The sequence below is a fragment of the Paenibacillus sp. FSL H3-0310 genome (assembly GCF_038002785.1).
In the GTDB taxonomy this organism is placed as follows: domain Bacteria; phylum Bacillota; class Bacilli; order Paenibacillales; family Paenibacillaceae; genus Paenibacillus_AQ; species Paenibacillus_AQ odorifer.
On record NZ_JBBODC010000001.1, the window covers coordinates 3,076,547 to 3,097,096 of the forward strand.

At 42.2% G+C, this 20,550-nt stretch carries 17 protein-coding genes and 1 riboswitch; of the genes, 3 read left to right on the forward strand and 14 right to left on the reverse strand.

The window, feature by feature from the left end:
* Positions 1-283 precede the first annotated feature (283 nt).
* The 9 genes from MHH63_RS13765 to MHH63_RS13805 form a co-directional block, all read right to left on the reverse strand.
* Positions 284-1,594 carry a voltage-gated chloride channel family protein gene (locus tag MHH63_RS13765; protein ID WP_076125845.1) on the reverse strand — a complete coding sequence of 437 codons (1,311 nt, stop codon included), beginning with the start codon at positions 1,592-1,594 and terminating at the stop codon, positions 284-286.
* Between the two features lie 67 nt (positions 1,595-1,661).
* Positions 1,662-1,724, reverse strand: a riboswitch (Fluoride riboswitch).
* 7 nt (positions 1,725-1,731) lie between these two features.
* The gene (locus MHH63_RS13770) at positions 1,732-2,454 is read right to left on the reverse strand and encodes a YebC/PmpR family DNA-binding transcriptional regulator (protein ID WP_036678376.1); all 723 of its coding nucleotides are present in this window, start codon (positions 2,452-2,454) and stop codon (positions 1,732-1,734) included.
* 164 nt (positions 2,455-2,618) lie between these two features.
* On the reverse strand, positions 2,619-3,746 hold the full coding sequence (locus MHH63_RS13775; RefSeq protein WP_341002482.1) for a 5-methyltetrahydropteroyltriglutamate--homocysteine S-methyltransferase: 1,128 nt from the start codon (positions 3,744-3,746) through the stop codon (positions 2,619-2,621).
* A gap of 139 nt (positions 3,747-3,885) precedes the next feature.
* A complete protein-coding gene (locus tag MHH63_RS13780; RefSeq protein ID WP_076125848.1) occupies positions 3,886-5,001 on the reverse strand; it encodes a 5-methyltetrahydropteroyltriglutamate--homocysteine S-methyltransferase in 1,116 nt (371 codons plus the stop codon).
* A gap of 16 nt (positions 5,002-5,017) precedes the next feature.
* Positions 5,018-5,950 carry a LysR family transcriptional regulator gene (locus MHH63_RS13785; RefSeq protein WP_076105621.1) on the reverse strand — a complete coding sequence of 311 codons (933 nt, stop codon included), beginning with the start codon at positions 5,948-5,950 and terminating at the stop codon, positions 5,018-5,020.
* Between the two features lie 120 nt (positions 5,951-6,070).
* Positions 6,071-7,198 carry a phosphodiester glycosidase family protein gene (locus MHH63_RS13790; RefSeq protein WP_341171678.1) on the reverse strand — a complete coding sequence of 376 codons (1,128 nt, stop codon included), beginning with the start codon at positions 7,196-7,198 and terminating at the stop codon, positions 6,071-6,073.
* 175 nt (positions 7,199-7,373) lie between these two features.
* A complete protein-coding gene (locus tag MHH63_RS13795) occupies positions 7,374-8,906 on the reverse strand; it encodes a TPM domain-containing protein (RefSeq protein ID WP_339282085.1) in 1,533 nt (510 codons plus the stop codon).
* A 1,229-nt stretch (positions 8,907-10,135) separates the two neighbouring features.
* A complete protein-coding gene (gene cysK, locus MHH63_RS13800; protein WP_076129370.1) occupies positions 10,136-11,068 on the reverse strand; it encodes a cysteine synthase A in 933 nt (310 codons plus the stop codon).
* 112 nt (positions 11,069-11,180) lie between these two features.
* Entirely contained in the window at positions 11,181-12,203 is a 1,023-nt protein-coding gene (locus MHH63_RS13805) for a LacI family DNA-binding transcriptional regulator (protein ID WP_076185862.1), read from the reverse strand.
* Between the two features lie 316 nt (positions 12,204-12,519).
* Between MHH63_RS13805 and MHH63_RS13810 the strand changes: the two genes are divergently transcribed.
* Positions 12,520-13,572 carry a 2,3-butanediol dehydrogenase gene (locus MHH63_RS13810; protein ID WP_076129368.1) on the forward strand — a complete coding sequence of 351 codons (1,053 nt, stop codon included), beginning with the start codon at positions 12,520-12,522 and terminating at the stop codon, positions 13,570-13,572.
* A gap of 685 nt (positions 13,573-14,257) precedes the next feature.
* On the opposite strand, the gene MHH63_RS13815 is transcribed toward MHH63_RS13810, so the two are convergent.
* Both MHH63_RS13815 and MHH63_RS13820 read right to left on the reverse strand, forming a co-directional pair.
* Entirely contained in the window at positions 14,258-14,845 is a 588-nt protein-coding gene (locus MHH63_RS13815) for a GNAT family N-acetyltransferase (RefSeq protein WP_254848863.1), read from the reverse strand.
* A 5-nt stretch (positions 14,846-14,850) separates the two neighbouring features.
* Positions 14,851-15,531 carry an HAD family hydrolase gene (locus MHH63_RS13820; protein WP_076129366.1) on the reverse strand — a complete coding sequence of 227 codons (681 nt, stop codon included), beginning with the start codon at positions 15,529-15,531 and terminating at the stop codon, positions 14,851-14,853.
* 129 nt (positions 15,532-15,660) lie between these two features.
* On the opposite strand from MHH63_RS13820, the gene MHH63_RS13825 reads away from it, so the two are divergent.
* Positions 15,661-16,155: a DUF6803 family protein gene (locus MHH63_RS13825; protein WP_076129365.1), complete on the forward strand. Its 495-nt coding sequence runs from the start codon at positions 15,661-15,663 to the stop codon at positions 16,153-16,155.
* A gap of 78 nt (positions 16,156-16,233) precedes the next feature.
* Here the strand turns inward: MHH63_RS13825 and MHH63_RS13830 are convergent, their stop codons facing one another.
* A complete protein-coding gene (locus MHH63_RS13830) occupies positions 16,234-17,682 on the reverse strand; it encodes an MDR family MFS transporter (RefSeq protein WP_076302010.1) in 1,449 nt (482 codons plus the stop codon).
* A gap of 153 nt (positions 17,683-17,835) precedes the next feature.
* Between MHH63_RS13830 and MHH63_RS13835 the strand changes: the two genes are divergently transcribed.
* Entirely contained in the window at positions 17,836-18,384 is a 549-nt protein-coding gene (locus MHH63_RS13835; RefSeq protein ID WP_076302009.1) for a PadR family transcriptional regulator, read from the forward strand.
* 60 nt (positions 18,385-18,444) lie between these two features.
* Here the strand turns inward: MHH63_RS13835 and MHH63_RS13840 are convergent, their stop codons facing one another.
* Together MHH63_RS13840 and MHH63_RS13845 are read right to left on the reverse strand one after the other, a co-directional pair.
* A complete protein-coding gene (locus tag MHH63_RS13840; RefSeq protein WP_339248636.1) occupies positions 18,445-19,842 on the reverse strand; it encodes a sensor histidine kinase in 1,398 nt (465 codons plus the stop codon).
* The gene (locus MHH63_RS13845; RefSeq protein WP_179089399.1) at positions 19,839-20,546 is read right to left on the reverse strand and encodes a response regulator transcription factor; all 708 of its coding nucleotides are present in this window, start codon (positions 20,544-20,546) and stop codon (positions 19,839-19,841) included. The genes MHH63_RS13840 and MHH63_RS13845 overlap by 4 nt, the downstream gene beginning before the upstream one ends.
* Between the last annotated feature and the right edge of the window lie 4 nt (positions 20,547-20,550).

Below are 20,550 nucleotides of genomic sequence, written 5' to 3' on the forward strand. Positions count from 1 at the left end.
AAATTGTCTACAGCCTCTTAATCATTAACATCGGAAGATGGCGTAATCAAATAAGCATGAATAATCACACTAAAATGACCTAGCTAGCTTTCGATGATATAAAAAGCGATTCGCTTTTTGATTAAGCTCCGGACAACGTTTCATCGTTTGTATCCGATTGTTCGGAGCAGCTTCTGGTATATAATTTTTCAGTTTCCACATGAATCATGTTGAACCATCCCTTCGTTTGGCTACATTTTAAATCGTGTATCCGCACTTGTCAACCACCATCCGAGAGGTGCTGTTATTTTTTGCGGGCGCGTTTGACCGTACCGATCCTAGTCCCTTGAGGAATAGTAATGAACTGGCTCTTCGATACACCAATAAGCTGTGAAGTATAAATACTACTATGTCCGGAGAATAAATAACTCACCACACAAGCGATAAACATGTATATGGCTCCTTCCGAACCAAACAGCTCGATCCCCATTAAGAAGCAAGCGATAGGCGTGCTAGTAGCTCCACAGAAGACAGCAATAAAACCGAGGGCAGCTAAAAAGGGTCCATACACATGTAATATTCCAGCCAAGACATTTCCTAGTGTGGCACCAATCGTAAATAACGGAGTAACCTCACCACCCTGAAATCCTGTTCCTAAGGTAAAGGCGGTAAAGATCAGCTTCCATAAAAAAGCGAACGGCGAGACATCTCCCTCAAAAGAATCCTTGATTAACGGAATTCCGAGGCCTAAGTAATCACGAGACCCTACAAGGAATACTAAGGCAATGATAATTAATCCACCTACGGCACCTTTTATCATTGGATTGCTTATCCTGGCGGTGAAGATTTTTTTTAGAAAATGAGTCAGTTCACTGAAAAGCATACTCACGAGACCAAAAATTACAGAGGCCAATACCACTTTTAGAATAATCATTAAACTTAAAGCTGGAAATTCGTTCACTACATAGTGTGTATGATGAACACCCCACAATCGAGTGGTGACCAGATCACCAACAAAACTAGCCACAAAACATGGAAGTAATGCCTGTTGGCTAATAAGTCCAATGGTTACTACCTCTAGACCAAATAAGGTTCCAGCCAGCGGTGTTCCGAAAATAGAACCAAAGCCTGCACTGATCCCGCACATTAACAGTATCTTACGATCCAGAGGACTGATTTTAATCAGCTTTCCGAACCATTCCGCAAGGCTTCCGCCCATTTGAACAGCTGTCCCTTCACGCCCAGCGGATCCACCAAATAAGTGGGTTACCAGTGTCCCGAACAATACTAAGGGTGCCATCCGTAATGGAATGGTCTCGTTACCATCCTGAATTTGTTCTATAATAAGGTTATTTCCTTTAGCGCTGTTTTTTCCGTAACGCATATATAGGAAACTAACAAATACTCCCCCAAGAGGCAACAAATAAAGTAGCCCTGGATGCTCTAAACGTACATCTGTTACGTAATCCAAGCTTTTTAGAAAAAAAGCAGAGGCGGTGCCGGATAAAATACCAACTACACTGCCGAGCACAATCCATTTGATAAATGTACTCCAAAGAGCAAAATAACTTCGCTTCTTAGTGATTTCAAACCATCGGGTAGACCATGGATTCATCTCGACAGCTCCTAAGGACAAAATAAATTAGTCTCAACAATAAAACAGACTCCTACCAGGGAAGCTCACACTGGTAGGAGTCATTAGTCCCAGAGAGACAGTTACGGCGAACTCCATCGCCCTTTATAAAACTTAAATTATTCTTCTTCTGAATCTACGTTATGATACACTTGTTGAACATCTTCCAGGTCTTCCAAAGCATCAATCAATTTCTCGAATTGAGCTTGAGCATCTTCTGGGAGTGCCACATAGTTTTGTGGAAGCATGTTTAACTCAGCAACAGTAAATTCAGTGATGCCTGCATTCTTGAATACTTCTTGCACTGCATTGAACTGATCAGGTTCTGCATAAACAATAACTGCATCATCCTCTTCCAGCACATCGCGTACATCAAGTTCTGCATCAAACATCATTTCAATTACTTCATCAGCAGTTTTACCTTCCACACCTATAACGGCCGTAGAGTCAAACATGTAAGCTACTGATCCGCTGACACCCATATTTCCGCCATTCTTACTGAAGGTTGAACGGATCAATGGAGCTGTCCGATTAACGTTATTTGTTAGCGCATCAACGATGATCATTGAACCGCTAGGTCCAAATCCTTCATAACGAAGCTCTTCATAATTTTCTTCAGCGCTACCTTTAGCCTTATCAAGCGCACGGTCAATGATCGCTTTTGGTACATTGTAAGTTTTTGCACGTTCTAATACAACTTTCAGGGCCCGGTTCGCTTCTGGATCGGGTTCGCCCTTCTTTGCTGCTACATAAATCTCAACACCAAACTTTGCATAAACACGACTTGTGTTTGCGTCTTTGGAAGCTTTCTTTTCTTTAATATTATTCCACTTACGACCCATATTGTTCCCGCTCTCTTTCAACATGAATTAAAAACAATTGTTACTTATTATACCCTTCTTCGATAGCTCTAGTAAAGTGCAGTAGTAGGTTAATCCTCTAAGCTGTCACAATACAGATAGAAAAAGCCCCTGATTCAATCAGGAGCCTGCTAATTTTTTATAGATTACTGCCAAATTTCATCTGCAATCTCTTTAATAAACTGCAGTTTATCCCATTGCTGTTGATCTGTCAGATGGTTTCCTTCTTCCGTAGAGGCAAAACCACATTGTGGGCTCAGGCACAACTGATTGATATCCACATATTGCGAAGCTTCTTTAATCCGTCCAATGATTTCTTCTTTATTCTCAAGCTCACCTGACTTCGAACTGAACAAACCTAAAACTACTTGTTGATCTTTAATAAATCTAAGGGGTGCAAAGTCTCCGGCCCGATCCGTATCGAACTCCAGATAGAAACCATCTACATCCACCGTTCCAAATAACACTTCTGCGATAGGCTCGTATCCGCCGGATGCTGCCCAAGTGGACGCGTAGTTCCCACGGCATACATGCATCGTGATAACCATATCTGCTGGGTGATCTTTTATCGCTTCGTTATTTACAAATGCGTATAACTTAGCGATTTCGTTAACATCTACACCCTCTTTTTGACGGGCTTCCCAATATCCTTTATCACAAAGCATACCCCATGTGCAGTCGTCCAATTGCAGATTACGGCAACCTGCCTCATAGAAATCACGAATAACTTCACGATAAGCTGCAGCAATATCAGCCACAAGTTCATCCTGCTTGTCGTAAACAGCTACAGTAGTCTTTTGATTGCGCTGAAGTTCAGCAAGGAACTGCGCTGGCGAAGGAATCGTTTGGCGCGCTACAACATCATTTCCCGCTATGCTAACCAATTGTCTGTAGTCAGCGATCATTGGATGGCTAGTCCCACGGATTTTACCGGATAATTCTGCAGTTTCCGCTCTGGTCTCTACACCATTAAACAGGTAGCCCACTGGGCTGACTTTCTTTGTTACCCCTTCAAGGCCCCACATAAAATCTAAATGCCACCAGGAGCGGCGGAACTCTCCATCCGTTACACCTTTTAATCCAACCGCTTTTTGTTTTTTCACAACTCTGGCAATCTCTGTATCTTCTACCTTGCGCAATTCATCAGCGGAGATTTCATTATTTTGATATTGGACACGAGCTCTCTTAATCGTTTCCGGACGTAAGAAGCTGCCAACGATATCTACTCTGAATGGCACTTCAGTTCTTTGTTTTCCTTTTTGGATGGTACTCATAGGGGTTCGTCCTCCTTTATTGTCTGTGCTTTTCTGTTGAATTCACTATAGCACTGTACAATCAGGACAGGGTAACTCCTAAAAACTATGGCCTACCATAAGCTTACGCTATAGCAGGCCACCAAATTAGCTTATTTAATTATAACCAGACCTCTCGGGCGGTTTCGATCACAAGGCGTATTTTATCCCACTGCTCTTCTTCAGTTAGAATATTTCCTTCCTCCGTAGAAGCAAATCCACACTGAGGGCTAAGGCACAGCTTTTCAATATCTACATATTGTGCGGCTTCTTCGATTCTTGCCTTAAGCTGCTCTTTACTCTCCAGACCCCCATGTTTGGTCGTTACTAATCCCAACACTACAAATTGGTCTTTAATAAATCGTAAGGGCTCGAAATCGCCAGCTCGTTCATTATCATATTCCAAGAAAAAGGCATCAACTTTGGTATTGGAAAAAAGCACCTCGGCAACAGGCTCATAACCGCCAGCAGCGAACCAAGTGGAGCGAAAATTACCTCGGCAAACGTGCAGCGCGATGGTCATATCATGCGGACGATTCGCAATACTCTCATTGATCAGCCTAACGTAATCCTTTGCTAACTGATCGGGATCTGTACCTCTACTGCGTAAATGGGCGCGATGTCGGCCACTGCTCAGCGTTCCCCAAGTTGTGTCGTCTAACTGAAGATAACGGCAGCCTGCATCGTAAAAGGCTTGAATCGCAGTTTGGTAAACCGCGATGATATCTTGAAATAGAGTTTCCTTATCAGGGTAAACTTCATTTCCATTAAACTCCTCCACAAAGTGAAATAGGGCAGGTGATGGAATCGTCATTTTGGGTATCCGGTCTCCCGCCATTTCCTTGAGCTTTATAAATTGCTGTAGCATGGGATGATCTTCAAAGGCAATCCGGTCAACAATTCGGAATGATTCTGCACGCTGAACCGTTTCGGCTCTTCCATTCCCTTGGTTTAAGTTAATCTTTTCAGTTCCTTTAATTCCGACAAAGAAATCAAGATGCCACCAGGAACGGCGAAACTCACCATCTGTTACTGCTAATAATCCTACTTCCTTTTCTAATTCCAGTAGTTTAGCAATCTCAATATTCTCTATTTCATAAAGCTCACTACCTGTAATTTCACCATTCTCATATTGGAGGCGGGCTGCTTTAATCTCTTCCGTACGCAAGAAGCTGCCGACGATATCATAGCGAAAGGGTGGAGCATTTCTCTGGGTGCCAGTTACGGGTCTAATCATACCGATCCTCCTACAGCTATAGTAAAAAATGATTAAGATCAAAATAACTTCCGGAAACCAAGTCATTTAAGATTTCTATATACTTGGATGCCATCACACTAGGTCTACGATCTTTATGCGCAATCCAACCAACCGTGAATACTTCATTACTCTCAAATGGAATCGTCTTCAGTCCATTACCGTTCAGATCGGATGCCATGATTCCTGTACCCACTGTATAACCGTCCGTGCCCATTAATAAATTGGTCAAGGTTGCCCGGTCATTCACTTTAATATTCTTCTCAATCTGAGAAAAACTTAACATTTCCTCCGAGAAGTGAAGTGAATTGTTCTCACCCTGTTCAAAAGTAATATACGGAAAAGGTAAAATATCGTCCTGCGAGATCCTTTCCTTCTGGGCAAGCGGATGTCCAGTTCTAACATAAAGATGTGGGTCAGTATTAAAAAGTGGCGTGAATTTCAGATTACCGTCACTGAACAGCTTATTCATATGCTTATAGTTGCTCTCGTTAATATAAAGAATCCCCAAATCGCTACGGAGAGTACGCACATCTTCGATGATGTCGTAGGTTTGCGTCTCTCTCAAGCTGAAGTTGTACTCTGAGACATCACTTTGCTTCATGAGACTCACAAAAGCATCTACCACAAAAGCATAATGCTGAGTCGAAATGGAAAAATAGATTGGGCTACGCTTTTTCCCAGTATAACGATTCTCCATAAGCTCTGTTTGTTCAATGATTTGACGGGCATATCCGAGAAATTCCATTCCTTCTACAGAAATGCTGATTCCACGGTTCGTCCTTTCAAAGATGGTAATCCCAAGTTCATTTTCAAGCTCTTTAATAGCATTGGACAGGCTCGGTTGAGAAACAAAGAGTTTCTTTGCCGCCTCATTCATGGAGCCACTATTTGCAATTTCGATAGCGTAGCGGAGCTGCTGCAACGTCACTCCTATTCCCCCTGTTCCAGACCTATTCGTACTACATTCTGTTTCATACTAGCTGATATCGTAGCATAAATACACATCTCATTCCAAGATAATCCTTATTATGTGCCCAATAACGCGTACTTATTGTGTTCTCTTTTTCCCAGCATCAATCTTGGCAGGATCTAGTCCTTTCCAGATATTTGGCATATCAACCTGTTCTGGATGCTCAAAAACTAAAAAAGCTGTAGGCAAATACCGCTCACCATATTGGGATGAGGGTTTATTCATAATCTCATTATCTTTTACTAGTACCGTAGAAGATCCACCATCCAGATTAGCCGCTATCACAGCTCCATGCTTAAGCAAAATTTGCTGCACATCATAGAGATTCACTCCAATACTATAAGTAGGCTGTCGTCCGTCAATTACCACAAAAATAATAGCGCCATCTGCCCGCTGACCCATTGCTGTTCTAGGTGCAATCCCCCAACCTTCTGCTGCATTCTTAATCAATCCTTTGCCATTGACGATTAGCCGCGGGCTAAAAGTAACTGCCTCCTGAACCCCCATTTTACTAATCTCATCTAGCGTATAATTCCCTGCAACCATTTTTCCTTGTTTATCCAGACCAACAATCTGTGTAGATTTTTTACCGCCAAGACCGTTGTAATATAACTTACCTTGTGAGACTACAATTCCTATGGGTTTAAACCCGTTACCTTTCCAGTTCGGATCAGCGAACCCACCACCGTTAACTCCAGCGATAGCGCCTGTACGCTTCACCATACTGGTTACTTTTTCACCTGAACCAATCTTATTAGGTATTCCTAGCCGGACTTTGGTTGGATCATTAACAATCATTACATATCCGGTATAGCCACTGCCTGAGACATTCTCAATCTCGACAAGCGGCTTCTCTACCACCTCAGGTTCGGGAGCGATCGTATGTGTATCTATTTCGTCCCCCATCTCTTCAAAACGGGCGGTATATTCGGTTACCCGGTCCTTCAGTTGATCTTCACCTATAATATATTTAGCCATATAGCGATGTTGTGTTGTAATTAGCGTATCTGCGATTGTATAACGTAAGTTCTGAGCCGAGGGTGCAAAATAAAGCCATCCACCAGCAGCGATCATTAAGAATAAGCAGAATAAAAAAACTTTGGATAAGGTGCGAAAAAAACTCCGTTTCTTCCGCTTTTTTATTGGTTTCTTTACAGGTTTCTTATTGCGTGCATTGGAACGTTGAGGTAATGATGAAGTGCTCACTTCTGAGTATTCCTCCCTAAATATTACTAATTTGATAATATGTACAACTCGTCCTTATCATAGACGATGATTTTCGTTAAAAGTTTCTGTTTGAGTAATAGTCAGCATTCAAAAACAAAAAAACGAGCAGGTTTCCAATATCTTGGCTACCTGCTCACATATAGCTAATCAAATTCTAATGTCTTCCTACTCCCCCGCCGCCGCTAGCGCTACCGCCGCCACCTGATGAGCCACCACCGCCGGAATAACCGCCACCACCTGATGAGCCTCTATCATCATCATCATCTGAGTAGCTGCGGCTGGATGAGCTTGAAGAATGTCTTCCTGCTCCTCCACCACTGCTGGAACCTCCACCACCATGGTTCTCGTTGCTTGAGGAATACCGTCCTGCACCGCCACCGTTAGTAGAGCCTCCGCCACCACTGTTTCCCCAGAAACTTGATTGCGAATTGTTTGTATTCCTATGGTGGTGATGATAATAACGTCTGTGCCAGCGTCTGCCATAACCGTAATCCGCTTGACCATGCCAAGGACCATAACGGCGTATATTCCTTTGGCTATATGGATTAAATGGCAAACCATACATTTCTATATATCTATTGCGTCGTGAAGCAGTAAATCCAAATAAGATAAGCGAACCAAAAATCGCTGAGAAAATTAGAAAAGCCTTGCTTTTACTAACCGCCTCACCTCCACTTGTAGCTGTAGTAGAGGAAGTACCAGAATTCGTTGTAGTTCCAGGATTAACTTTGTTTCCGTTGTTTCCTGTGACTCCTTGCGGATGATCCGCTCTCGCTAACAAGAAGCTGTAGAACGAATTAACTGTCGTTGTAGCTCCCGTTCCGTAATCTTTTTTCACAAATTGGGGTTCAAGCACGGTATTTAAAATATTACTAATAGCCTCATTGGTTAAAACCTTGTCGATATCCTTGCCTTGTAGAACATGATAGTTGTCTCCGCCTATGTCCAATACCAGCATAACATCCTTAGGACCCGCACCTACCGAAGCAAACTTCATATAGGTATAGTCCTGCAATGTTTTATCTCCAGCATTTTTTACGGTGACCACATAAATTCCACTTCCGGTTGTTGTTTTATATCTGTTGCTGGAATCGTTCAGATAGTCTTTAGTTACTTTTTTGAGCACACCCGCATTATCGGATACGTAATTTTTGGTGCCAACATTTTCTGCCCAAGTGCCGCCCATAGCTTGAATAAAAGCTCCATACGTCTTCCTAGCACCATTACTGTATGTTTTAGCTGCGAAATCCGGCTCAAGATATTGTGAAAGAATCTCTTTAATCTTACTGTTAGGCAATGATTCCTCTATACCTTTACCTTGTACCGCCCAATAATCATCATCTTTTATAGAAAGGAGCAGCAGCAGACCGTTATTTTTATCCGCAGCCCCCACACCCCAGCTATTGAAAAGCGATTTTGCATACTCTTCCATCGAAACCCCTTCAGTAGAATCCACAGTTACAAGCACAACTTGAGCTCCAGTAGCCTGATGTAATCGAATGCCGTAGTTCACCATGTAATTCTCTGCTTTCTCGTCAATCACATTCGCAAAATCATTCACATAAAATGACCCTGTATGCTTAGGTACAGCAGTTTTGGCTAAACTTACAGCCGGCAAAAGCAATACACTTAACAATAAGGCAGCAAGTGTGGTATGTAGCAGTATTTTTAGAGTTCTCGTGTTCATATGTACCTCCTGATCTATCATTATCTCTCTTATTTATCGGTTACGCGCGGTTAGTGGAATAGTTCCATTTTATTCTAAACTGGAAATTACACAACAGGAAAAAACGCTTAGAGTTTGTGAGGCGGGTGATTTGAGGCGTGCAAGTCGCTTTAGGGGCAATCATCGTGTTGTGTTGATGGATCACACTCAAGATCATTGGAGATTTGGAACCCCCTGCTGGATAACATACTTTTCGCCGATGGATCGGACTCAGGAGTCGTTATTTTGTTCATTTGCGGGTTTGCGGCAGGCTATCGGACTCAGTTGCAGCTATTTACTCAAAACCACACTGTTTATCCACAAAAGTTGGCCAATAAGTGATATACAGTCCGATAACGCAGCAAAATGAGATTAAAAGCCGAAATAGCTGCAATACGGTTCGTAACACACTGAACTTCCATAGCTTCTTGAGATAATGGGAGTTTTGGAATCCCCTGCTGGATAACATACTTTTCGCCGATGGATCGGACTCAGGAGACGTTATTTTGTTCATTCGAGCGTTTGCGGCAGGCTATCGGACTCAGTTGCAGCTATTTACTCAAAACCACACCACTTATCCGCAAATGTTGGCCTATAAGTGCTATGCAGTCCGATACCTCGGCAAAATGAGCTGAAATGCTGAAATAGCTGCAATACGGTCCTTAACACACTGAACTCTCTTAGTTACTTGAAATAATGGGAGTTTTGGAATCCCTCTTAAACTTCCTAAGCTACTTGAGGTACATTGGAGGTTTGGAATCCCCCTGCTGGATAACATACTTTTCGCCGATTCATCGGACTCAGGAGACGTTATTCTGTTTATTTGAGCGTTTGCGGCAGGCTATCGGACTCAGTTGCAGCTATTTACTCAAAACCACACTGTTTATCCACAAAAGTTGGCCAATAAGTGCCATACAGTCCGATAACGCAGCAAAATGAGATTAAATGGCGAAATAGCTGCAATACGGTCCGTAACACACTGAACTTCCTTGGCTACTATACAAAATGGGAGATTTGGAATCCCCCTTGAACTTCTTAGCTACTTATAATAATGGGAGTTTTTGAATCCCTCTTAAACTTCTTAGTTACTTGAGATACCCGTTATCTGGAGATATACAGCCAATACTCCAACAACAAAAAGGCTCAGCCTATAGCTGAACCTTTTGCTTGCTTTTTAAAGCCAATTCCTTGGATCTAGCGCTCATGTTCCGTTAAAAATCAAACAGCGTAGTGGTTAAGTAACGTTCACCGGTATCCGGCAGAATCACCACGATGGTCTTGTCCTTATTCTCAGGACGCTTAGCGATTTGTGTAGCTGCGTAAACAGCTGCTCCGGAGGAGATACCCACCAGCAATCCTTCTGTTCGCGCAAGTGCACGTGATACGCTATAGGCATCATCATTTTTCACCTGAAAAATCTCATCCACTACTTCATTATCGTAATTCTCAGGAATAAAGTTTGCTCCAATGCCCTGAATCCCATGTCCCTTAGGACGGCCTCCTGATAAAACAGGAGAGTCAAACGGCTCGATGGCGACAATTTGGACTGCGGGGTTCTTTTCTTTCAACGCTTTCCCAACACCCGAGATAGTGCCTCCAGAACCAACACCCGCTATGAAAATATCAACATCTCCATCGGTATCCCGCCAAATCTCCTCTGCTGTAGTCGTTCTGTGTATTTCCGGGTTCGCAGGATTGCTGAATTGTTGGGGAATAAATGAATTTGGAATTTCCGCAGCTAATTGTTCTGCCTTTCTTACAGCTCCGCTCATTCCTTCAGTTCCCGGTGTTAACACAAGCTCAGCACCTAATGCCAGCATTAATTTACGGCGTTCAATACTAAATGTATCTGGTAGGACGATGATCAGTGAATACCCTAAGCTAGCAGCTGCAAAAGCAAGTCCTATCCCAGTGTTTCCACTAGTAGGCTCAATAATGACAGAATCTTTATTAATGAGACCTCTCTCTTCCGCATCTTTGATCATTGCATATCCAATACGATCTTTAACACTACCTGCAGGATTAAAAGATTCCAGCTTGGCAAGAACCCTTGCTTCTACGTTTTGGGTTTTACTATACTTTGAAATCTCTAATAACGGTGTATTTCCGATCAGATCGGTTAAGCTCTTATAAATATTAGCCATAATGATCCGCACCTCATTTCTTAATTTCCAATCAAATTACTCTGTATTAAGTCTAGCAGGATTTAAAGGATTTACAACCTATTCATTCTTAGTAGTCGCAAACTTAAGGTCTTTAATTCGTACTACGTCTAACCGAAACACTTGACTCTCGCACGATTAATCGCGGATCAAGCTGCACCCTTTGATACTCCCCGGTAATATTATCCTGAATACGTTGCAAAAGAAGCTGTGTGGCTAATCGTGCCACTTCATTCCCCATGATGGAAACTGAACTAATCTGAGGCGTTGTGATAGTAGTCCATGCGTTATTATCTACCCCAACCACCGCCACATCTTCTGGAACACGAACGCCTAATTCTTTAAACCGATTCACAATACCTATGGCCACCATGTCATTCACTGCATAAATAGCGTCTGGCATATGCGTCAGGCTGTAGAAATAGTCAGCGGCTTGTAGTCCAGTTTGCAAGGAAAAGTCTTCTCCAAAATAAACAAGCGAAATATCCACTTGATTTAAAGCTTGCTGATAAGCAAGATAACGATCTTCAATAAGATCTTTTTGTGCCCCTGCATATGCAATTCTAGAACGACCGATATTGATTAAATGCTCCATCACTAATTGTCCTTCAAAACGTGACAAACTAACGACGTCAGCTTTCACATTTTCTGTGATTCTTTTCCCGTAGTTAATGATGGAGACCGGAACACTCGATTTATTAATTAACTCTACCATGGTCTTTGGATAAGCAAGAGGCATGATAATGAGTCCATCTACATGTAATTTTTTGACCTCACGAATCGTTTCGAGCTCAGTGCGCGGGTTGCCAGAAGTATTAATTTGAATTACCCGATAGCTATGTTGTTTGGCGGCTTGCTCTACGGACCAGGCGATATCCGGAATAATTGCGTTGCGAATGTCAGGAACGGCCAGAGCAATCTGCTTCGTTTGGCGGATTTTGAGGCTTTGCGCAGAGGTATTTGGAGTGAAACCCATCTCCTCAATCACTTGCAGTACTAGCGCCTTAGTCTTGGAACTAATTCCCTCTGAATTATTAATGGCTCTTGAGACAGTAGCAATACCTACCCCCGCCCGTTTCGCTACATCCTCTATGGTTACTTTGTTTTTATTAGCCACTCTGATAGTCCCCTTATTTCCGGAATCGTTTTCGTATTTATCTCTATTCCACTCATCTAAAATCAAAATTCCAATGTATAGATTATAACATAATAGTACATAGAAGAATACTTATCTCAGCTGCCACTGTGAGCCTAAAGGCTTGATATAACTCTGTTTTAGTGAAATATTTCACTAATTTTCGATATTAATATTTTCATTATTTAAATTTGACAATATGAAAATTATGTGACATATTTGTTCTCGGAAACGTTTCCTCTTTTCCAGAAATAAAATACTATTTATTATTTAATTATTAATCTAGGAGATGAATGATATGCAAGCATTAAGATGGCATAACGTCAAAGATCTACGGTTAGAAACGATTGAAGAACCAGCAGCCCTTGAAGGAAAAGTGAAAATCAAAATCGAATGGTGCGGAATTTGTGGCAGCGATCTTCACGAATATGTAGCCGGCCCTATTTTCATTCCCCAAGGAACAGATCATCCCCTTACTGGTGAAAAAGCTCCAGTCGTAATGGGACATGAATTCTCTGGACAAATCGTAGAAGTAGGTCAAGGCGTTAGCAAGTTTAATGTTGGTGATCGCGTCGTCGTCGAGCCTGTTTTTGCATGTGGTGAATGTGTGGCTTGTCGACAAGGTAAATATAATCTTTGTGAAAAAATGGGCTTCCTAGGTTTGGCTGGTGGTGGCGGTGGATTCTCAGAATACGTCGCAGCAGACCAACATATGGTGCACAAAATTCCAGACAGCTTATCCTATGAACAAGGTGCTCTGGTGGAACCTTCTGCCGTTGCTCTACACGCTGTTCGTTCCAGTCAACTGAAGGTTGGAGATAAAGCTGTAGTATTCGGTGCTGGCCCAATCGGTTTGCTGGTCATTGAAGCTTTGAAAGCATCCGGCGCAGCTGAAATCTATGTGGTAGAACTTTCCGAGGAACGTAAGAGTAAAGCTGAAGAACTTGGTGGTATTGTAATCGATCCTAAACAATATGATGTGGTCGAAGAAATTCAAAAACGTACCGATGGTGGCGTAGATGTTGCGTTTGAAGTGACAGGTGTACCTCCCGTTCTAACCCAAGCCATTAATTCCACTAAATTGAGTGGACAAATCATGATCGTTAGTATTTTCGAAAAAGATGCTACGATTACTCCAAACAATATCGTACTTAAAGAACGCAACTTAACTGGTATCATTGGTTACCGTGATGTTTTCCCAGCTGTAATTAGCTTGATGGAACAAGGGTACTTCCCTGCTGAAAAACTTGTTACTAAGAGAATTAAACTGAATGAAGTGATTGATCACGGGTTTGAGGCTCTTTTGAAAGAAAAAAATCAAGTGAAAATCCTTGTAAGTCCTAAACAATAACCATAAGCAGCCTATTGGCTGAATCATAAAAGAAGGCGCTGCTCCAAGCAGCTCTTTCTAGAATTTGTAGCGGTCTCTGTTATTAAAAAAAACCAGGTAGCGATTCTCCGGGATTGGAGTATCACTGCCTGGTGTTTTTGATCTGTGGGGGGTGTTTAAGCAAATTTATGGGCAAATCCTTATACGCTCTGGCTTAACTCGCTTAATCATCCGCTGATCCACCAAGTATATTCATCCTCACTAAGCAGGAGTTGCAAGTCTGATGCCTTGAAGAAATCCTTTCAGACAGAACGTAGCTTCCGGTCATTCCCTCTTGGTATACTTCTGGTACCGAAATTAAAGGATTCGAATGAGATAATGGAGAGTGATATAGGGTAAATGCGAAATAACTGCATTCTGTACACTTATTCCGTATGCAAAAGTAACTATTCTTGTTTTAATTGTATTCTGTACAATTAAAACCCTGAAAATCCACCTATAAGGAATTAAATGAGGAATATAGATGTACTAAATACAGTTATATCTATGCCCCGACCAATTAAGGAATTATAGTTGTACAAAATACAATTAAACGCTCACTCTGCTTTAACAAATTGCTTCCGTCATCACTCTGATTCATCAATTATAGATGAAGTGTAGCTCCCTATGGAACGGCCCCTAGCCCGTTTGTTTGCTTCATCTATACTTATGCGTATTTATCATTTATCAGATAATGCAGATTCTCTTTTACAGCAGGCCATTCGGTATCCAATATGCTAAAGACCACATTATCATGAATCGATCCGTCAGACTTGATTCTATGCTTACGCAGAACCCCTTCTTTAACCGCCCCTATTCGTTCTACTGCTCTTTGTGACCTCAAGTTGTTCGCGACCACTGTAAATTCTACGCGGATCAGCTTTAGTTCTTCAAAACAATAGTGTAGCAGCAGCGACTTGCCTTCTGTGTTCACACTAGTTCTCCAATAGTCTGGTGAGATCCAGGTACATCCAATTTCAGCGTTACGATGAACCAAATCCGGATGCATAATACGAGTGGTTCCGATAATTCGCTCCGTTGCTTTATCAATGATAGTAAAGGTAATTTGTGAACCGTTCTTTTGATTCGCTAAAGCTGTTGAGATTAATCCTTGCACCTGCTCGTCCGACGTTATTTTTCGCCAGGTAAATTCCCAGATGTCTGGATTTCTTAACACTCTCGCCAATCCTTCTGCATGACTTTCATCTATTGGAACCAGCTTAATCGATTTCCCGTCAAGTATTTCAGTATTCATAACACTCATTTGGTGCACCGTTCTCTCAATGAAATATGCTGAATGATATCTGCAATTTCTTCCACACGAAAGGCGATATGGTCTGCTCCGGCTTGTTCAAGCTCTTCCTTGGGACCATAACCAAAAGTCACTCCAATGGATTCAACACTACAGCCAATAGCACCGATGATATCATGCTTACGATCTCCTATCATTACCGCTTCCTCTGGATGTATGTCATTCTCATCAAGCACGTACTGAATAACCTCTTGCTTCTTAGAACGGGTACCGTCCAGATTACTTCCTCCGATATGTTTGAAATAATGATTGAGCTTATAATGCTCAAGAATCTGTGCTGCAAAAACAGTCGGTTTGGAGGTTGCTACATACAATGAGTATCCATTCATCTTAAGTCCCTCCAGCAATTGGGGTATACCTTCAATCACCATATTCTCAAATAATCCCGTGGCACTGTAACGCTCCCGGTAAAAAGCAACCGCTTGAAGCGCTTGTTCCTCAGTGAAATGGTGCAGCTCGATAAATGAATCATATAACGGAGGACCTATGTAAGGAAGAAGCTCATCCAAATGCTCGATCTGTATATCAAATTTGTTCAAAGCGTATTCTACGCTTTTGGTGATGCCTTCTTTGGGGTCTGTTAAAGTACCATCTAAATCAAATAAAATGTTTTGTAATCCTCTTCCCACGGTTGTCTTGCTCCCCTCGACTGTTATTATTGCATATATTTATCATACCTTCGTTTCCACATACTTTCCACATACTTCTCGAATACGATAAGTAACTGAAGCTATTACATATTATCGGAGGAGTATCTTATGAACATGACGCATTACATGTCTTTGCTAGCGGACAACCAGCCTTGGAATTTGATTATATTCATGGCCATCCCCGTGATTTTTGCTGAGACGATTACCATTACAGAGTTTATTATTTTGTTCACCAAGAATCTAACAGGCCCACTACGATCCTTCAACAAAGTCTGCAGCATACTCGCAGGGATATATTTCACAGGTGTATTCCTCTACTTGTTCCCAACTGCGTTTATTCCTTTGTCTGTGAATGGGGAATGGCACACATGGGTTGATATCGTAGCCGTGGGCTTCTATTTAAGCGGAGTACTCTTCTTATTGCCACTGGCTTTGTTAGATCTTGGTCTGATTGCCCGTAAACGATCGGAAGAGCACAAGATGAAGCTGCATTTTCTGCTTATTAGTGGATTCTTGGTCGTGGCGCATATCGCGATGATATTCGGGATGATTAATCCGGAAATTGTAGGGAGTATGGGTGGAATGGGCGATATGATGCATTAAAGTTTATTAACAAAACGTAATCTAAGACAAAAAGCAGATCAAGGATAAAACCTTGATCTGCTTTTTGTATCGTACCGGTTATCCTGCGTTTTGTACAGTTACCACAGTACGCTTCTTGCGTAATAAAAACATCAGTGGAAATCCAAACAACACAATAATGGAACCTACCACAAAAACATCATTCACACCCATCGTGAACGATAGCAAACGTATCGAATCTGTATTACTTGCACCGGAGCTGATCAACTCTTTAGAGTGGAGTAAGGATCTACTCGACAGCAGTGAGGTGAATACTGCAATCCCAAGTGAGCTTAACACATTGCGAACCCAGTTGTTGATCGACGTAGCATGCCCAGACCATTCGACAGGAATTTCCTCCATTGAGGCTGTACTGCTTGGAACATTGGCTAGTCCAATGCCGAGATTACGAACGACCATCGCCCACATAATAAAGCTATAAGATATGTTCGTTTGCAGCCGACTAAGCATGAATAAACCGATGAATATAAATAAAATACCCGCAGAAATCAACTTCACAGGTCCGAACTTTGGATACAGCTTACCTACGATTGGACTCAGCAAGGCAAGGAGGATCGAGGACGGCAATAAAATCAGCCCTGTTTTAAGCGTTGTAGCCCCTTCTACCGTTTGTAAGAACAAAGGGGTTAAATAGGTTCCGGCATACATCGCAATCGTAACCAAACTATAGATACTTAGCATGGCGGTAAAACGGCGATTACGGAATACACGCAAATTCAGCAGAGGTACCTCCGCCTTCAGCTCGCGCAAAACAAACAAAACTAACAACACAACTCCCAAAAGGATTAACGATAAGGTTTTCCACGAAGTCCATCCCCAGCTATTGCCTTGGCTAAATGCAGTTAATAATGATAAACTACCGAGGACAACGGTAAGGAAACCAGGAATATCAAATGACTTCGGAATATTCATTCGATAATATGGAATTAACGTTAGGGTTAGAATAACAGCTATGATTCCAATAGGGATGTTAATTAAGAATAACCAATGCCAGCTGGCATATTGGAGCAGCCACCCGCTAAACGTTGGTCCTATGGCTGGCGCGACCATCGCGGATAGCGACCAGAGGCTTACTGCAAAAGGTCTGCGCTCTCCCGGTATTACTTGAAATATGATGGTCATCGTACAAGCCATGATGAGACCGCTGCACGAACCCTGAAGCATCCGAAATACAATTAATGATGTTGGATCCCATGCCAAAGCACAAAGCAAAGAGAACATGGTAAATCCCATCAAGGCGAAAAGATAAAGCCTTTTATAGCTGAATCTTCCTCCGAGATATCCCGCGAGTGGTGCGGTTACTCCTGTCGCCAGCATAAAACCCGTGACCATCCATTGCATGGTGTTCAGACTCGTATTGAAATGATCCATTAAAAGAGGAACAGCAATGTTGATCGTCGTTGTACTTAAGACAGAGACGAAATTTCCGAAGAATATGGCAATCATGATCGGCCAAAAATGTATTTTGCTTGCTTGATTTTCTTCCATGCTTCCCCTCCTCATTATTTTTTATATGTCTACTTTTACATATATAAGGTGACTTGAATAATGTTATAATCGTACGATCAATATGTCAATGATGACATATGCCCGAAAAATTCAATGAAAACGGATTTATAATAACTGGAGGGCTTTATAGTAATGAATACACTGTCTTATGGACTTCTAGCTTTACTTAGCGCTAACTCATTGTCTGGATATGAATTAACTCAGAATATCAAGCCGCTCTGGCGTGCTGGACATAGTCAGATCTACCCTCTATTAATGAGCATGGAGCAGCAAGGTTATATCACCTTTAAGCTCATTGAACAGACCGATAAACCGGATAAAAAAGAATACTCCATTACGAAAGCAGGACTGGAGCAATTGCGGCAATGGGTGGAAACTACTGCAGAGCCTCCGGTGCTGCGGGATGAGCTGCATTTTAAGCTGTATAGCTTATGGCTATCCAACCCGGAAGAAGCCAAGGACCTATTGCTAAAACGTGCAGAGTTTTGTAAAAGTGAGCTGGAGCGATACAAGGTTTTGCTCAAAGCAAACGAAGTCTTGCGTGATGAATGCGGTGAGACTCGTGAGTTAAAAGCCACCACTTTTGGACGTTATTTACTGATCCACAAACGTGTGCTTGATATGGAGAGCTCTATACAATTTTGCGAATGGGCACTTGAAGAGCTTGAGTCGAATCAATAACATTATAAACAAGCAAAAAAGAGACCTCATTTTGTATCTGAAGTCTCTTTTTACTTACATTTATTCGGATTTAGATAGATTAAATAGTTGCACCTCGCAACGAGTACCCGCTCCAGGCTGACTCATCATTCGAATCTTGCCTCCATGCAATTCCACCAGCTTTTTAACAATGGAAAGCCCCAGACCTGAACCACCGTATTGTCTTGAACGTGATTTCTCTACCCGGTAGAAACGTTCGAAGATATAGGGAAGCTCTTTCTCAGGAATACCTATTCCTGTATCTTCAACTATTAGAGTTGCAGCATCCGCTGCAAATTCCACATGAACAATAATCTCGCCTTCATCCGTATAACGAATTGCATTTTCCAGAAGGTTCATTATAATCTGTTCCATACGTTTTTGATCTCCACGGATCATATACGCATCTCCGCTAAGCTGAAGCTTCAGGTGTAATCCCTTCTCTTTTGCTTTCAGTTCAACTCTGCGCACGGCTTGTTCCGCTAGCTTACTGAGATCGATCCACTCTTGGGTAAGTGTAACCTTTCCTTCCTCCATCTTTGCCAGTTCAAATAAATCATCCACCAGATGCTGGAGCCGATGTGCTTCCTGATGAATGATGTCCAGGTATAGATCTCTTTCCCCTTCGGTCTCGTAAAGTCCATCTTTTATAACCTTGGTGTACCCCTCCAAATATGTAATGGGCGTTCTCAGCTCATGTGAGATATTTGCCAGAAATTCCTGCCTTGTATCCCTGTATCGTTGCAGATCGACAGCCAGATCATTTATGGCCTCTGCCAAAAAACCAATCTCATCGTTACTACGTATAGACAGTCTCGTTTCCAGCTCGCCAGCCGCGATTTTCCGGGTTGCCTTTTGCATCTTGATCAGAGGTCTGGACAAAATCATGGCGATCACACCAGTGATCCCTAAAGCCAATATAAAAGCCCCTATTCCTGCAATCAGCAGCAGGTTCCGGATGGAAGCCAAAGATTGCTTCATACTCTCTGTAGAGGACATTACATAAAGTGCAGACTGAGTTGTATCCCCCTCCATTATTGGTTTTCCAATGATAAAATAAGAATATCCAGCAGGATCTTTATACTCAAAATCAACACTTTTCCCAGCGAAAATCCGGCTAACATCCGAAGCTTGGATGAATGAACGATCCATACGATCATGTGCACCCGAGTGGAGTATCACATGGCCATCCTTCGAGATATTAAAGATACTGACATCCGAAAATTCTGCAAAGGTACTCATCATCTGCTCGTTTGAACTATCCTGCGATTCCGCCATTCCAATAAAATGTGAGGTGAGTTCCTCCGTCTCTTTTTGCATCTCGTTGTAATAGAAGCTTGTAAACATCCGGTCTATAGTAATTCCAAGAACAAGCAAAACAACCACAAAAACAGACATAATAACAAAACCGAGCTTAAGTCCGATGATGTTATTTTTCATACCTGATTACCGGGAGCATGAAATTTATAACCTAATCCCCACACCGTCTGAACCGGATTATAGGCTAGGCCTGCTTTATGTAGTTTCTCGCGGATATTCTTAATATGAGTGTCAATAACACGATTCTCCCCCTCATAATTATTCCCCCATAATCGCTCCACCAGTTCTTCTCTCGTAAAAACCCGGGTAGTGTTTTGCGCCAAAGTGGCCAGTAGATCAAACTCCTTGAGCGTGAATTCAATGGATGTATCCTGAATATGTACCTCCCTAGCTTCTGGGTATATTTTAAAATCAGGGTATGTGAGCACCTTTTCCTGAGGTTGTTGAACAAAAGTAAGTGCTGAACGCCGCAGCAGAGAATAAATCCTAGCCACTAATTCTTCCGGCTCAAACGGTTTAGTAAGATAATCATCTGCGCCTATACCGAGACCACGTACCTTATCCTTGGTTTCAGAACGTGCGGTTAGCATTAGAATTGGGATAGAGCTTGACTCCCTCACCAGCTTGCAGACCTGCCAGCCATCCATATCCGGCATCATCACATCCAGCAAGATTAGGTCAAAGCTGTGTTGTTTCAACAGTTGGAGTGCCTCATGACCCGTTGACGCCTCTTTTGTAGACATCCCTTCTTTACTTAAATAAATCCGCAATAAATTCCGCATGTTCCATTCATCATCTACGATCAGTATCTGTAGCTTATTCAAGCCG